We start from the raw sequence: 14,958 nt of genomic DNA on the forward strand, positions 1-14,958 counted from the left end.
ATTTACCTACTGTAACAAGTCTACCAGAAGACCTTTAATTTCCTCAAGACGTGAAATCAACTCCATTTGGGGCGCTTGACTGGATAAAAGCATTGCCGCCAAATCTTCCAGTTTTTTATCTATCACCTGTATTTTAACATAATGTTTTCGTTCTGTCGCTTCCGGCGTGCCTCGCCGCCCCTTAAAACTCGGTTTAAATTTATTTAAAATACCTTCTTCTTCTTCCTTGGAGTAGCAATTCTGTACCACATAATTTATAAAATTACGGACAGCCTGTTTGTAACGCATTATTTCTTCGCCAAAAGGACGAGTTTTTAACCTGTCCCCGGCGTCTCTAACTTCGTCCATTAAAATACTAACCGATTCATCAGACGCAGGAAGATTTTTTAAGGGACCGATTTCTTCGGCGGTTTTGCCCCGAAGATCATTAAAAATAGTTGAGAATTCTGTTTTTCCGCCTCGGCGTATTCCTTTTGGTTTTTTTTCTTCTTTTACCTGACCAAAAGCGCCGGGATTCATGTAGAGGGAAGGGTCTGTTCCGTCAACTTTAGACATAGGCTTTATGATGATGATGGAAAACAGGCAGAGCCGATTTTATACCTTGAGCGTCCTTGTGTTCTGACATTGTTTTCGCCCAGCGTTCGTCACTGGAGCAAACAGCAACCATGCCGTTTATAAAACAACCGTCGTCAGCCTGAATACGCCGTGTGATAATATCGCCGATAACTATAGCGGTAGAAAGAATTACAAGATGTCCGTCAGAAATAATATTTCCGCACACTACTCCGCCTATAGTAATATTTGTTCCCGTAACATTGCCTTTTACTCTAGCCCGCTCTCCGATTACTACTCTGCCCTTTACCCTTACATCGCCGCGAATACTTCCGTCAATGCGAGTAAAACCTCCGGTTTCAACATCGCCTGTCAGGTTGTATTGGGACCTATTATCGTGTTAATTGAATAATCGGAACTATCTTGAGCCATAGGAATTTAACGTCCTTGTTTGGCGAGGCTATTGCGGATAGTAATGTATCTGTAAGGATCTACAACATCAGAACCTATATGAACTTCATAGTGGCAGTGGGGACCTGTGGAAACACCGGTATTACCGATATAACCGATTACATCTCCCTGCTGAACTCGCTGACCTACGCTTACGTTAAAACGAAGCATGTGCGCATAACGTGTGTAGTATCCGTGTTTATGTCTTATAATAATAAAGTTGCCGTAATCGTAAGTATACTCGGCGGTAACAATCTGCCCGTCCGCAGTGGCGACAATAGGATCGCCTGAACGATAGGTCGCTATATCAATACCTCTGTGAATGTGCCATTGTCCTGTAATCGGGTGAATATTTTGTCCAAAGAACATTGTAATATGCCCAATTCCGCCTTTTACGGGCCAGATACTCGGAATTTCAGTTAACAGGGCACTTTGCGAATCCATAAGCGCGCCCAATTCCGTAATTGGTTCTACCGCTTCGGAAAGATATGCGGCTAATCGCCTAACGTCGTCAACTTCTTGAATAAGACCCTGCGGAGTTTCTTTTATGCCGAGGAAAGAACTTAAATCGCCAGATGTATTTTGAGAGAGAGTGTTATTGTTTCCTATGCCAAGAGCGGAAAGCACGTTAGAAAGAGCGCTTTCAAAACTGCGAGCTTCGCGTAACAGAAGGGCTGTCTCATCGCGTAACTGATCAAGCGAAGCTTGCGTATCTTTAAGACGACCGTCTTTGTTCGCCATCGCATACATGGTGCTGCTGTATGACGCGCCATACCAGAAGAATGCTCCGATAATTCCAAAAACTACAAGCAAGAAACAGCAAATTGATAAAACAGTAACATGAAGATTGTAAACTTTTTTTTCTGAGTGAGGAACAAAAACTACTGTATAACGTCTTGTAAAAAATCTTCCGATGGACGCAAAACATTCGTTGATAAAATTTGCCGCTTTATTTGCGTCATTTTTTACCTTTTGGACAAGTTTATTCTCAAGGCGTTTATAATCATGAACAGAGACCATTTACTCTCCTGCTTCCTTATCCTTATAATTCTAATAAAAAACGCAATTATTGTCAATAAGTTACTAAAATTTAGTCAAACTGCGTCGTATCCCGACCTAATAGCCTTGGTGTTCATTGGTATAAACTGGTGCTTATCCGGCGGAAAGAATTTCTTTAACACACCTTCAATATCGGTCAAATTCAGGGCTTTTGTTAGCTTTGCCATAGCCCCAAGAGCCACCATATTGGCAAAAAGCAGGTTTCCTATCTGCTCAGCAATGCCCGAAGCCTCAATTTTAACTATTTTTAGGTCTGATCTGGACGGATTTTCCTTAACAAGGGTCGAATTTATCACAATTAGACCGTTTTTCTTGAGAATTTTCTCGCAAACCGGCAGGGAATCCGAGTTCATAACCAGTGCAGAGTCGGGAATTGTTACAAGTGGGCTTGCAATTTCATTATCAGAGACAATTACGCCCGCTCTGGCGATGCCGCCGCGCTTTTCTGCCCCATAAAATGGGAAAAAAGTAACGTTTTTCCCTTCCTGCATGCCAAAATAGACCCAAAGTTGACCGAGAGAGATTACTCCTTGACCGCCAAACCCTGCAAATAGCGATTTTTCCATCATTTTGATGCTCCTTGTAACGTATTTTTAATTTCACCCAACGGATACACAGGGATCATATTTTTTTCTAACCATTCAACAGCTTGTACGGGGTCCATTGTCCAATTTGTGGGGCAGGGAGAAAGGATTTCTACCATTGTGCTTCCAATTCCAGCCAGTTGCGCTTCAAAGGCTTTTTTTATGTACTGTTTGGTTTTACGGATACTTGCAGCATTGTGGACGGAGCCTCTGGCGATGTAGCGAGTTCCTTCCAACGTGGCAAGAAGTTCGCAAACTCTGATTGGGTAGCCCATTCCGGCTTTGTCGGCGTCCCGTCCGCGAGGGGCAGTTGCCGCTTTTTGACCTATCAATGTGGTGGGAGCCATTTGTCCGCCTGTCATGCCGTAAATTGCGTTGTTTACGAATATCGTGGTAAATTTTTCCGAGCGGTTTGCGGCATGAACCATTTCCGCCGTGCCGATAGCAGCCATGTCGCCGTCTCCCTGATAACAAATTACAAGGTGGTCGGGGTGAACCCTTTTTACTCCGGTTGCGGCGGCAGGCGTGCGTCCGTGCGGCGGCTGCACTGAATCAAAATCAAAATACAAATCCGCCCAAATTGCACAGCCCACAGGGTGCGTGATGATCGTCTTTTCTCTTAAACCCATTTCATCTATTAAACTTGTAATAATTCTGTGGATTATTCCGTGTCCGCAACCGCCGCAGTATTTGGTCTGCGTTTTTTTTAAGCTTTCTGGGTGTCCGTATAATTTTTTCATTTCTTTAATATTTCCTTTACTTTGGCAAACACTTCTTCCTCAGCCGGAATAATGCCGCCAGAATGAGCTAAAAGATGAATGTCGGAATTTGAACCGGCATAGTAAGCCGATAACTTTACATCTTCAACTAACTGCCCTTCCGACATCTCCACTGTTAAAACAGGTTTTCCGCTTTTCATGGTTTTCCCCAGAGCATCGTAAGGGAAGGGCCACAAAGTGATTGGTCTAAAAACGCCAAGTTTGATGCCTTCGTTTTTTGCGAGCATCTGCGCTCCGAGACATACACGGGCGCTAGTGCCATAGGCGACTAAAATCATATCGGCATCGGCACAGTTATTTTCTTCGTAGCGAATCTCGGCGGCTTTTACTGTCTCGTAACGTACAAAACGCTTTTTTGTTTGAGCTTCAAGTTTTACAGGATCAAGCTCGATAGAAGTGATATGAACCGCTTCCCTCTTTGCGTTTGCCATGCCGCCTGCGGACCATGAATATTTTTGAACTGTTTTTTCCTGAGGCAGTATGCAGCCTTCCATCATTTGCCCAATCATTCCGTCAGCGTGAATTATCACAGGCATTCGGTATTTTTCGGCAAGATCAAAAGCAAGGTAAGTTAAGTCGGCACATTCCTGCACATTTTTCGGTGCAAGAACAATACATCTGTAATCGCCATGCCCGCCTCCTCGTGTTGACTGATAATAATCGCTCTGTGCAGGGGCAATATTTCCAAGCCCCGGTCCTCCTCGGTTGATATTCGCCACTACAAGCGGAACATCCGCACCTGCGGCATAAGACAAACCTTCCTGTTTAAGACTGATGCCCGGGCTTGAGGAACTGGTCATCGCTCTTACGCCCGAACAAGCCGCACCATATACCATGATAATAGCCGCTATTTCGCTCTCCGCTTGAATAAAAATGCGTCCGCGATCAAGCATGTGCCTTGCCATGTAAGCTGGTATCTCGTTCTGCGGAGTGATAGGATACCCAAAATATGCGCCGCAACCCGCTCTTATCGCAGATTCAGCGATAGCCTCGTTTCCTTTCATTAAAACTTTTTCGCTCATTTTAAACTTCCTCTTGGTAAACCTCGATGCACACATCGGGACAAACTTCGTAACAGTTACCGCAGGCGATACATTTATCAATATTTACCGCTTTTGCCGGGTGTGAACCTGACGAATTTAACTCGTTATCCGCTTCCAATACTTTAACAGGACACGCTCGAATACAAAGCAGACAACCCTTGCACTTCTCTCGGTCTATTGTAATTTTACCTTTCTTTGCCATAGAACTTCCTCTTGTGTAATTGTTCGCAAACAGAAGTTTCCGAACAACTCTAGTATAAAAAAAAATAGTTTTTTAGCCAATAGTGTAAATATAGAAATAAACTGCTATTTTTCTTGACTTCCCAAACTGTAATTCGTAACTTATATATAATGGGAAACGCCATAAGTATTCTCATTACATCTAATGATAATGAGGATTTTAAATGTGCCCTTGATTCGCTTAACAGGCAAAAAGATTTAAACATAATAGGCATTGAAAACGATGAAACCAATACGATAATAAAGTCTGAACGATTAAAACCTGACGTACTAATTTTGAATTTATTACAACCGACTATTAATGAGGCGGAACTTGCGCCAATTATACACAGAAGATCGCCTGATACAGCCATTATAATGATATGCGATAAAGATGAAGATGAATATGCTGGAAAAGCACTCAGGGCGGGAATACTTGGGTATCTTTTAAGAGACACGGATATGAACAAAATCCTACCTGTAGTAAAAATTGTATCTCTGGGCGGATACTATATAAGCGCCTCCATTACAGTAAAGGCTATAAATAAAATAACACTGGTAAATCAATTTCCAGGTCAATTTTTAGGAATAAAAGAAAAATACCCTATGTTTTCTTCTACAGAACGTAATATAGTAGAATACATCGCTAAAGGGTTTTCTGACGATGAAATAGCCTATTATCTTCATCTAAGTACAGGCACTATCAGAAATTATATGGTTGCAATCAAACGTAAAACAAAAATGAAAAACCGTGTACAGACAGTTGTTTTTTCGCTTGTACATGGGCTTATCAGTCTGGAACAGCTAGATATTTGTAAAATCAATAGACAATTTCCCCATAATACAATACAATAGTTAAATCAGGAGGATAAAAACAGATGAGAACTGTTTGCGGAATTGATCTGGGAACCCAGAGCTGTAAAATTGTAGTTTATGATTATGAAAGAAGGACTATCGTCGCCCAATCTCAGTCTCCTGTGGACATTATTGCCAATAATGACGGTACAAGAGAGCAAAAAGCCGAGTGGTACGATGCGGTTATAAAAACCTGTTTTGATAAAATCGACAAAAAAGCTAAATTGACCATCGCCGCTATCGGCGTTTCAGGGCAACAGCACGGGTTTGTGCCACTGGACGAAAATGGCAAACCTGTCTACAACGTCAAACTTTGGTGCGACACCTCAACTACAGCCGAGTGCGAAGAACTTACCAAGGCGGCAGGCGGCGAAAAAAGGTTAATAGAAAAAGCCGGACTTCCGATGCGTCCGGGTTATACCGCGCCAAAAGTTCTTTGGCTAAAAAAACATAAATCCGCCGCATTCGCAAAACTGCGGCATATTCTTCTGCCCCACAATTACATCAACTTTTTATTGACAGGCGAGTATTGGGCGGAATACGGCGATGCGTCAGGCACTGCCCTCTTTGACGTGCGCGGACGCAAATGGTCGTCTGAAATTTGTAAATTAATTTCCCCTGAAGTAGAAAAATATCTTCCGCCGCTGACAACTTCCGAAAAAACAGCGGGAGCGGTAAGCAAAGCCGCGGCAAACCTTTACGGGCTTAACGAGGGTACTCTTGTATCTTCAGGCGGCGGCGACAATATGATGGGCGCTATCGGCACAGGCGCGGTTAAAGACGGATTTTTAACAATGAGTTTGGGAACAAGCGGCACTCTTTTTGGTTTTTCAAAAGCGCCGGTTATAGACCCGACTGGAAATCTTGCCGCCTTCTGTTCATCTTCCGGCGGATGGCTTCCGCTTCTTTGCACGATGAATTGCACTGTCGCAAGCGAAGAGTTCCGTAAACTTATGCAGCTTGATGTAAAAGCTTTTGACGCGGAAGCTGCAAAATCTCCTGTCGGCGCGGACGGCATTGTTATATTGCCATTCTTTAACGGAGAGCGCACTCCAAACCTGCCGAACGGAAGAGCGAGCATAAACGGCATTACCGCCGCTAACTTTAATCGCCAAAATCTTTCACGCGCCGCTCTTGAGTCCGCTATCTTCGGAATGAGAATCGGTCTTGACGGATTTAAGTCGTTGGGTTTTAAACCAAAAGAGATTCGCTTAACAGGCGGCGGAGCAAAAAGCAAACTCTGGCAAAGCATTGTAGCTAACGTAACGGATTTACCGATTCGTATTCCTACAGATTCGGAAGCCGCCGCGACAGGCGGAGCTATTCAAGCTCTGTGGTGTCTGGAAAATCATGAAGGCAAAAAAACACTGATTGAAGATTTGACAGACAAACATATTGCGTTGGGCGCGCCAATAAAGCCCGACAAAAAAAGCGTAGCTTCTTACAATGAAGCATATGCTGTATATTCCAAGTATCTTGGGGCTTTAAGCCCACTATATAAATAATTTTTGGAGGCTATTATGGCGGAGTATTTCGTTGGGGCAAAAGAGTATTTCCCCGGAATCAAAAAAATCAAATACGAAGGACCAAAGAGCAAGAACCCTCTGGCGTTCAAGTATTATGACGCTGATAAAGTTATCGGCGGCAAGAAGATGAAAGATCATCTTCGCTTTGCAATTGCTTACTGGCACAGTTTCTGCGGAGACGGCGGAGACCCATTTGGTCCCGGCACGCACATCTTCCCGTGGAATACGGAAGCAAAAGACCCGATGGATGCGGCGGATAAAAAAATGGACGCCGCTTTTGAATTCTTTACAAAAATCGGCGCGGAATTTTACGCATTCCACGACAGAGACGTGGCTCCCGAAGGTGCGAACCCTGCGGAAAGCGAAAAAAATCTGATGACGTTAGTTGCAAAGGCGAAAAAACTTCAGAGCGAGACAGGAGTTAAACTTCTTTGGGGAACTGCAAATGTTTTTGGCAACCCGCGCTTTATGAACGGAGCCGCTACCAATCCCGAGTTCGGCGTTGTCGCTCTTGCCGCAACTCAGGTAAAAGCCGCAATTGACGCAACCATCGAGCTTGGCGGCGCAGGCTACACTTTCTGGGGCGGACGCGAAGGCTACATGAGCCTTCTTAACACAGACCTTAAAAGAGAAAAAGAAAATCTTGCTCGCTTCCTTACAATGGCAAGGGACTACGCGCGCAAACAAGGTTTTAAAGGCGTGTTCTATATCGAACCAAAACCGATGGAGCCGACAAAGCACCAGTACGATTTTGACACTGAAACAGTTATCGGCTTCTTACGCCAGTGGGGTCTTGATAAAGATTTCCGCATGAATATCGAAGCTAACCACGCTGAGCTTGCCGGGCATGAATTCGCTCACGAGCTTGAAACAGCGGCGGTATCGGGCTTCTTCGGCTCGGTAGACGCTAACCGCGGCGATGTGCAGAACGGCTGGGACACAGACCAGTTCCCGATGAGCTACTACGAAACCGCAATGGCAATGTTTACAATCCTTAAAATCGGCGGCTTTACAACAGGCGGTCTTAACTTCGACTCAAAGATTCGCAGAAACTCCGTAGATCCGGCAGACCTCTTTGTCGCCCATGTCGGCGGCATGGACGCTTTTGCCGTAGGCTTGCAGGTTGCACAACGCATTATTGACGACGGAGTTATTCCCAATTTTGTAAAAGATCGTTATGCGTCATTCTCAAGCGGCGACGGAGCGAAGTTTGCCAAAGGCGAGCTTACTCTTGATCAGTTGGCAAAGATTGGCACAGACGCAGGATACGGAAAAACAGGGCTTACAAGCGGAAAGCAGGAGTACCTTGAAAACGTACTGAACAGCTACTTGCTTGGTTTGTAAAACTTAAATTGTTTGAATATAAAGCCTTCGGGAGTTTCCGAAGGCTTTTTTTATAAGTGAGGAGAAGATGTTTTTGGACATACATCTTAATCCAGCCTTGACAATATTTGTCGATGTTATAATATATATACATGGGAATATTTTATGAGAAAATCATATTAACCAACGCAAAAGACGATGTACGGACCGCCTGCGGTTTGCTTAATGAACCTCGCACTATAACCCTTGACGCAATACCCGACACAGGTGCATGGACACTTATAATTAATGAAGAAATCCGCCAGAAATTAGGGCTTTCAACTGTAGGCAAGATAGAATCCAGCATGGCTGATGGTTCTCTCTCTACGCACGATTTAACTGAAGCGGTTGAGATTCGATGGAAAAACCGCAGAGCCATAGCGGAAGCGGTAGTTATGCCAATGGCAACTGATATTCTTCTTGGTGCTATACCACTGGAAGCTATGGATTTATCGGTTGATCCCGTAAACAAACAACTAGTCGGCGTTCATGGAGATAAACCAGTTTATTTAGCTAAATAGCTGTCACGTAACAAAATAGTATTTCATTTCACAGTCTACATATCTAATTGTAATTGAACCATTATATCCCACTAACCAACGCATCGCATACAATATCAACTTCTTCAGTTGTCATGGTCGGGTACAAAGGTAAAGTCAATTCGTGAGCACTGACATATTCGGCTTTTGGCGTGGAGTTTACTTTGCTTTTGTACGCGCTGAAATTCTGAATCGCAGGGTAATGTATGCTTGTTTGGACTCCGTCTTGTTTCATTGATTCTATAACAGCCGCCCTGTCTATTTTTTCTGAAAGCAAAATTGGCATTATGTGATAATTCGGTTTTCCACGCGAAAAAGACCTGAAAGGAATTGAGATGGACGGAACTTTATCAAGACGGCTGTAGTAGTGTTCTACAAGTTTTTTTCTTTTTTCATTTGCGTCTTGTAATTTTTCAAGTTGGACAAGCCCAAGTGCGGAACTTATTTCGTGAATACGATAATTAAGCCCCGGCGACAGTACGTCGTAAGAGACTGCCCTGCCCTTGTAGCGGTCAAACGATGGGACGGACATTCCGTGAGAACGCAAAAGACGCAGTTTTTCGTACAAGTCCGCATTGCGTGTAACAACCATGCCGCCTTCGCCAATCGCTATGTTTTTATTTGCAAAAAAACTAAAAGCCGATATGTCGCCAAACGTACCGAGGGGTTGCCCTTTGTAATCAGCCCCTGGCGTATGGGCACAGTCCTCAATAAGCGGCAATCGATGTTTTTTGCACAGGGCGGTTATTCGCTCCATATCGCAGGCAAAACCGGCGTAGTGAACTATCATCACCGCTTTTGTTTTTTTAGTAATCTTTGCTGAAATGTCGTCAGGATCGACCGACCAATCTTCCATTGACGAAATGTCAGCAAGTACATTTTTTGCGCCCGTCATTTGGGTAACATTTTGATCGGCGATAAAGGTTAAAGAAGGGGTGATTATTTCATCACCTTCCTTTATGTCGAGGGCAAGAAGCGCCATGTGCAAAGCGGCGGTACAATTTGAAAGAGCAAGGCATTTTGTCTCGTGTCCCAAAAATTCTGAAAATTTGGTTTCAAAGGCAAGGGTTTTTTCGCTGATACTTAACCAACCTGAGTCGAGTACCTCTTTAACAGCTTGGTACTCTCTTTCGTCATAATTAATTTTATGGAGTTGTACTCGCCACATGTATTTTTTAAAAATATCATATATAATGATGAATGTTAAGTCGATACAAGGAGATATTATGAAATTGGCTATGCCTGAAGAAATACGGAATAAAATAGCACAAGAGGGAATTATCGCTGTTTTGGAAATTGAATCCGAGCAAAACGCCGTGCCGCTTGCAAAAGCGCTTCTTGAAGGGGGAATTACAGTTATCGAGCTTGCCCTGCGTACGCCTGCGGCTATTCCCTCAATTTCGTTAATCGCTAAAGAAGTTCCGCAAATGTTTATCGGGGTTGGCACTATTATCGAGCCGAAACAGGCGGTGGCAATGAAAAAAAAGCCGGGCGTGCGTTTCGGCGTTTCTCCGGGAATAAATCCGCAAATTGTCAAGGAAGCGGCGGCGGCAAAATTGCCCTTTGCGCCCGGAATTGCCACACCAAGCGAATTGGAACAGGCTATTTCCCTCGGTTGCCGTGTTGTCAAATTTTTTCCTGCAGAGGGTATGGGCGGTTTAAGTTATCTAAAAAATATCAACGCTCCTTATAATCACCTTGGTATAAAGTACATTCCCTTAGGAGGCGTGTCTGTAAACAATCTTGCCGATTACGCAAAGTTTAGCTCCGTGCTTGCCATCGGCGGAAGTTGGATAGCGAACAAAGAGTTGATCAATGCTCGTGATTGGAGCGAAATTACCAAAAAAGCGAAAGAGGCAAAAGAGATTTGGAAAGCTAACCGATATTGAATAGTTTAGTATCGCCAAGGTTCACTACCGAGTTTTGGTAGCAGATACGTTTGTGTGTACTTGAACTAATGCGAACAACGACAAGATATGTACAGTTATATCATAATACTCAAACGTCTGTTTGTAAGTGGCGCTGTAGTCTTCTATGCCCCCTCCGTCGTACAGGTACTTTACTTCTTCCCTGTCGGGATACAGTATTTTCTCCATTTGTCCTAGATAGTTGCTCGCGTATTCCATTACCGCAGTCTTTTCGGGCGTTATTCTTCCGGCGTCAAGCGTCTTTATCGTCCTGCTTTCCCATACCGTCTCTCCCAGTTTCCCGTAGCGTACCTCGCTCGCTCCGGATTCGTCCTCTATCCTCATTATCCTTCCGGCTCCGTTGTACGCCGCCCCCGGATTGCCGTAAAAGTAAACCGTCTTCGTCTCGGACGGCGTGTCGGGTCTCTTGGGATAGGTTATCTTTACAAGCCTGTTCAGCGAATCGTACTGGTACTCTATTCTTTTTCCCGATTTAGCCAGTACGCCGTCGCTTTCCCATATCAGGTTGCCTCCCTGGTCGTAGCCGTACTCTTTCTTTCCTATGTCCGCGCTCTCCATGCTTATACGCCTGCCGAGCATGTCGTACTGTACTTTTAGGGGGTTCTTTTTATAGTCCAGCGCCTCAAGCAGTTCTCCTAGGGCGTTATATTCGTATTCCCCCATAGCCAGAACTTTGTTAACTTCTTTTCCGTACCTGCTCGTTCTTACTATGTTGCCCCTGCCGTCGGCTTCCCTCTCGCTCCTGTTTTTGTTCGCGTCAGTTACCAGAACGTAGCTCTTCTTATTCCTTATCCCGTACTCGGTAAGCTCTTCGCTGCCGTCGGGCAGGGTTACTTTTACTATTCTGTCTAGGGCGTCGTATTCCTTCTCGGTTTCCTTGTAAAGCTGGGGACTCCAATTGTTTAAAAGGTCGTCTAAATCGCCCTGGTAAAACCTTACCTGCCCTTCCTTCGTCACTCTGCCTTTGCCGTCGTAATTTACCGCCCCGCTTATGTTCCAGCCCGTCCGCCTGCCTGAAGGCTTCCACGTTTCCCCGTTCTTCGCCGTGTACAGTGCCCTGTCTAAGCTGTCGGTTTTTATTACCGTCTTTATTACTCCGCCGTCGTCGGAGTCAAAACTTATCTTGTTGTTCGTTACGGCGTACCAGTTCTTTCCCTTCCCGGTATAGTACTCGTATTTTACGGCGGGCGTTCCGGAACTCCCGTCGTAGGGGCTTCTTACTTATTTCTTTATATATATTACATCGTAAATTAATCCGGTGTCCCTGTCCTCGTTTCTAATTTTTATTCCATTGTCTGTAAAATAATATTGAACATAATAATCATCTCTTTTTCCAATTACTTCATCAACAATGAATGGATCAATATTATTATTTGGAACATTACATTCTTGTTGGTTACTAAAACTTCCATCGCCATTTATTTCGCTTTTAGAGAATTTTCCACCATCTTTATAATCTAAAGTGATAACAGTTCCATCATAAAGGTACGGTATTTTTCCGTCGTTGTCATTTTTTACAATTTCAATTCTATCATAATAATATTTTCCAACAGCTTTTTTTATAAATTCATAGTCAGGAACAATTTCTCTTAGGCTTTTAACAAAATATCTATCTTCAATCCAATAAGTGCTAGACGATGGAAAATCAGGAAATTTTATTTTCTTCCATCCGTCTTTTTCCTCAAGTACAATAACTTTACTTTTGTGTAAACTTGTTCTATACCTTCTGCCTTCTGTTCCACCGAGCTGATCTTGTAACCACATATTACCAGGTATATTTAAATAATAGGTATTATCGTCCAATATTTCTTCCGGTTCTTGCACATTCTGAATACTTTCTATCTTGTTATCTTTATTGTCGATTTTTTGAGCGTTTTTGTCTTTTTTAGAACAATTTGACAACAAACAAATCATTAGTAAACAAATTATTATTTTATTAATATTTAATCGCCTATAATGTGCTTTGCTTGTCATTATCTTTTCTCCCATTTATTTTATTGTAAACCCTTCTGCGTATCCTTCTTTCCATCCCGGTGCGTGATAGACCTCTATAGTTAATTTTGAATCATCTTCCAGTATCTTTTGTATTTTTTTTAATCGTTGCAAATCTGTATCAGTTATCTTTTTGCTTCTCATGTAATCAAAATAATGGTCGGCAAATTCATACAGATCGTCATATGTAACATGTAGCCCTCTGTTTATTACATATTCAAGATACGCTTCCGAATTTTGATCTGACAAATTATTAATTATACGAAAAATACATGAATAGCCACCAGAATCCCTAAAAAACAAATTAGCTCCTTTTTTTGTCATTTTATCTAACAGTTCTGTATAATCTTCTTCAAATGGATACCAGCAAAAATAACTAAATATTGTATTTGAGCCAAATTTATTATCAATTAAAGTAACATCAGCTCCCGCATCCAACAACAATTCTATTCGTATTTTCTTTTCTTCAACTTTTTTTATCCAATCACTGAAATACCAACCTCGCATAGGATTATCCTTTACAGTAATAGTACTTATTGCAGCAAGTTCATAAATAGCGGGTGCGCTATAGTCACCAAGATATTCACCAGGTGAGTTAACATTTATTTTTTCCTGTGCGATACGCCGCAGTAATTCAAGAGTCGCAAAACGGGAGAGATACGACCCAACAGTTTGTTTTGGGTTAAACCGTCTTCTATCATCAGGATAAGTCCCCTCTATACTGTCTTCAAATGCGACTTTTCTGTTTTTTAAATAAAAATCTAGAAGGTTTTCTATCCCTGTCGACTTTTCGTCATTATTCAAATATTTCTGGCAAATGTCAAAAAGTAGCGGATAATCCGGCTTTAAATAATCAATACGTCCGTCTGAGCCTTCCTGAAGTATCTCAAGACATTTTGCATAGTCGTTATTCAGATAAGCTTCTAACAATGATTTATCTAACAATAATTCAGCTTCACTTTTTTCTTTCTTCTCTTGCACAACAACAGGCGTTTGAACATTTTCCGCCTTGTTATCTTTACTGTCGATTTTTTGAGGGTTTTTGTCTTGTTTAGAACAATTTGACAATAAACTTACAAGCAGTAACAAAATTATTATTTTATTCATATTTAATCACCCATAGAGTTCTTAAAGTAGTGATATCTTTGAACTGACCATCAGAAAAGCCTCTGTATTGTTCTCGATAATCCAATGAAACTGAGTCATCTGCACCCATAATTATACCATCGAGTACGCCAAAATGCTGATCATATGGTTTTGGACCTGTACTAAATTCAGCAATGATAAAAACCCCTTTAGTATCAGAATTTAAAGATTTTAATTCATTAGCAAAATCTTTATCTATTATATCTATTTTAACATTTTTACCAGACATATCTTTTATAATATTTTCAACTAAATCCTTATTTAGTTTCACGTCTGTCCCACCTCTAGTATTTGATGTAATTTCAAAATTATTTGATATATTTCCTGCAAGAGGATTTAAATACTTTTCCACATCAGCTTTAGAACGTATTATTGCATTTTTTGGCGCTCCAGACGATTTACCATTATCTGTACGCATTGATAATCCAACAGATGCGGCTGCCATATATAAGCAACCGTATAAACCTATGGTGTTTCTTTTTTTACCAGCTGCATCATCATAACTCGGTGTCCCGCCTAAAGATTCGTTTTTATAAAGAGGATCAGATTGCATGTATAACAAAGCGGGTGTATTAATAACCCTGCCATCCGCATCTCTTAACACTATCGGATTATTCCCCGCATAGTGGTAGACGTGCAGGTTCACGACGTTAAACACCCCGCCCATTCCGGGCAGATTTCCGTTTCTTTTTCGCGCCTCGTCGTCGACGGGCGCGGAGGGTATGTAGTCCCCCATGGCGGGATCCGTGGATATCCACCTGCTCGTCCTAGGATCCAGATATCTGGCTCCGTAGTAGTAGTAGCCCGTCTCCTCGTCCAGTTCCTTGCCCGTAAACCGGTACGGCAGAGCCCCTTCCGCCAGGTCGTACTTGTGCTCCACCCATATCTCCCCGTACGGCGTGTACTCTATCCTCTCGTGCAAAT

Annotated in this window: 17 protein-coding genes; 5 read left to right on the top strand and 12 right to left on the bottom strand. The window is 42.7% G+C overall.

The genetic code is table 11. The features are described 5' to 3' along the window. Positions 1–6: 6 nt before the first annotated feature. The 7 genes from ACYVTD_RS02910 to ACYVTD_RS02940 all read right to left on the bottom strand — a co-directional run bounded on the left by ACYVTD_RS02910 (position 7) and on the right by ACYVTD_RS02940 (position 4,669). Positions 7–555, bottom strand: a complete 549-nt coding sequence (locus ACYVTD_RS02910) for a YaaR family protein (protein WP_461246279.1) — start codon at positions 553–555, stop codon at positions 7–9. After that, entirely contained in the window at positions 548–928 is a 381-nt protein-coding gene (locus ACYVTD_RS02915) for a polymer-forming cytoskeletal protein (protein ID WP_461246296.1), read from the bottom strand. The genes ACYVTD_RS02910 and ACYVTD_RS02915 overlap by 8 nt, the downstream gene beginning before the upstream one ends. A 62-nt stretch (positions 929–990) precedes the next feature. Further along, positions 991–2,022, bottom strand: a complete 1,032-nt coding sequence (locus ACYVTD_RS02920; protein WP_461246280.1) for a M23 family metallopeptidase — start codon at positions 2,020–2,022, stop codon at positions 991–993. A 74-nt stretch (positions 2,023–2,096) separates the two neighbouring features. After that, a complete protein-coding gene (locus ACYVTD_RS02925; protein ID WP_461246281.1) occupies positions 2,097–2,630 on the bottom strand; it encodes a 2-oxoacid:acceptor oxidoreductase family protein in 534 nt (177 codons plus the stop codon). After that, the gene (locus tag ACYVTD_RS02930; protein WP_461246282.1) at positions 2,627–3,385 is read right to left on the bottom strand and encodes a thiamine pyrophosphate-dependent enzyme; all 759 of its coding nucleotides are present in this window, start codon (positions 3,383–3,385) and stop codon (positions 2,627–2,629) included. The genes ACYVTD_RS02925 and ACYVTD_RS02930 overlap by 4 nt, the downstream gene beginning before the upstream one ends. After that, positions 3,382–4,446, bottom strand: a complete 1,065-nt coding sequence (gene vorB / locus ACYVTD_RS02935) for a 3-methyl-2-oxobutanoate dehydrogenase subunit VorB (RefSeq protein WP_461246283.1) — start codon at positions 4,444–4,446, stop codon at positions 3,382–3,384. The genes ACYVTD_RS02930 and vorB overlap by 4 nt, the downstream gene beginning before the upstream one ends. Before the next feature lies 1 nt (position 4,447). Then, on the bottom strand, positions 4,448–4,669 hold the full coding sequence (locus ACYVTD_RS02940) for a 4Fe-4S dicluster domain-containing protein (RefSeq protein WP_461246284.1): 222 nt from the start codon (positions 4,667–4,669) through the stop codon (positions 4,448–4,450). A gap of 149 nt (positions 4,670–4,818) precedes the next feature. Here ACYVTD_RS02940 and ACYVTD_RS02945 point away from each other — a divergent pair, with 149 nt between their 5' ends. The 4 genes from ACYVTD_RS02945 to ACYVTD_RS02960 all read left to right on the top strand — a co-directional run bounded on the left by ACYVTD_RS02945 (position 4,819) and on the right by ACYVTD_RS02960 (position 8,950). Continuing rightward, positions 4,819–5,541 (top strand): LuxR C-terminal-related transcriptional regulator, encoded by a 723-nt coding sequence (locus ACYVTD_RS02945; protein WP_461246285.1) that lies wholly within the window; start codon positions 4,819–4,821, stop codon positions 5,539–5,541. A 23-nt stretch (positions 5,542–5,564) separates the two neighbouring features. Then, a complete protein-coding gene (gene xylB, locus ACYVTD_RS02950) occupies positions 5,565–7,046 on the top strand; it encodes a xylulokinase (RefSeq protein WP_461246286.1) in 1,482 nt (493 codons plus the stop codon). Positions 7,047–7,061: 15 nt separating this feature from the next. Continuing rightward, the gene (gene xylA, locus ACYVTD_RS02955; RefSeq protein ID WP_461246287.1) at positions 7,062–8,411 is read left to right on the top strand and encodes a xylose isomerase; all 1,350 of its coding nucleotides are present in this window, start codon (positions 7,062–7,064) and stop codon (positions 8,409–8,411) included. 131 nt (positions 8,412–8,542) lie between these two features. After that, positions 8,543–8,950 carry an aspartyl protease family protein gene (locus tag ACYVTD_RS02960; RefSeq protein ID WP_461246288.1) on the top strand — a complete coding sequence of 136 codons (408 nt, stop codon included), beginning with the start codon at positions 8,543–8,545 and terminating at the stop codon, positions 8,948–8,950. A gap of 61 nt (positions 8,951–9,011) precedes the next feature. Here the strand turns inward: ACYVTD_RS02960 and ACYVTD_RS02965 are convergent, their stop codons facing one another. After that, complete coding sequence (locus ACYVTD_RS02965) at positions 9,012–10,136, bottom strand: DegT/DnrJ/EryC1/StrS family aminotransferase (RefSeq protein ID WP_461246289.1); 1,125 nt, start codon at positions 10,134–10,136, stop codon at positions 9,012–9,014. A gap of 58 nt (positions 10,137–10,194) precedes the next feature. Here ACYVTD_RS02965 and ACYVTD_RS02970 point away from each other — a divergent pair, with 58 nt between their 5' ends. Then, positions 10,195–10,857 carry a bifunctional 4-hydroxy-2-oxoglutarate aldolase/2-dehydro-3-deoxy-phosphogluconate aldolase gene (locus ACYVTD_RS02970; protein ID WP_461246290.1) on the top strand — a complete coding sequence of 221 codons (663 nt, stop codon included), beginning with the start codon at positions 10,195–10,197 and terminating at the stop codon, positions 10,855–10,857. Positions 10,858–10,881: 24 nt separating this feature from the next. Here ACYVTD_RS02970 and ACYVTD_RS02975 read toward each other — a convergent pair whose 3' ends face one another. The 4 genes from ACYVTD_RS02975 to ACYVTD_RS02990 form a co-directional block, all read right to left on the bottom strand. Then, the gene (locus ACYVTD_RS02975) at positions 10,882–11,853 is read right to left on the bottom strand and encodes an RHS repeat domain-containing protein (protein WP_461246291.1); all 972 of its coding nucleotides are present in this window, start codon (positions 11,851–11,853) and stop codon (positions 10,882–10,884) included. A gap of 264 nt (positions 11,854–12,117) precedes the next feature. Further along, positions 12,118–12,885 (bottom strand): hypothetical protein, encoded by a 768-nt coding sequence (locus ACYVTD_RS02980; protein WP_461246292.1) that lies wholly within the window; start codon positions 12,883–12,885, stop codon positions 12,118–12,120. Next, positions 12,886–13,995 carry a hypothetical protein gene (locus ACYVTD_RS02985; RefSeq protein WP_461246293.1) on the bottom strand — a complete coding sequence of 370 codons (1,110 nt, stop codon included), beginning with the start codon at positions 13,993–13,995 and terminating at the stop codon, positions 12,886–12,888. Continuing rightward, the coding region (locus ACYVTD_RS02990; protein ID WP_461246294.1) for an RHS repeat-associated core domain-containing protein at positions 13,988–14,958 on the bottom strand (971 nt) is incomplete at its 5' end. The genes ACYVTD_RS02985 and ACYVTD_RS02990, both read right to left, overlap by 8 nt.

Source organism: Treponema sp. R6D11 (genome assembly GCF_054786075.1).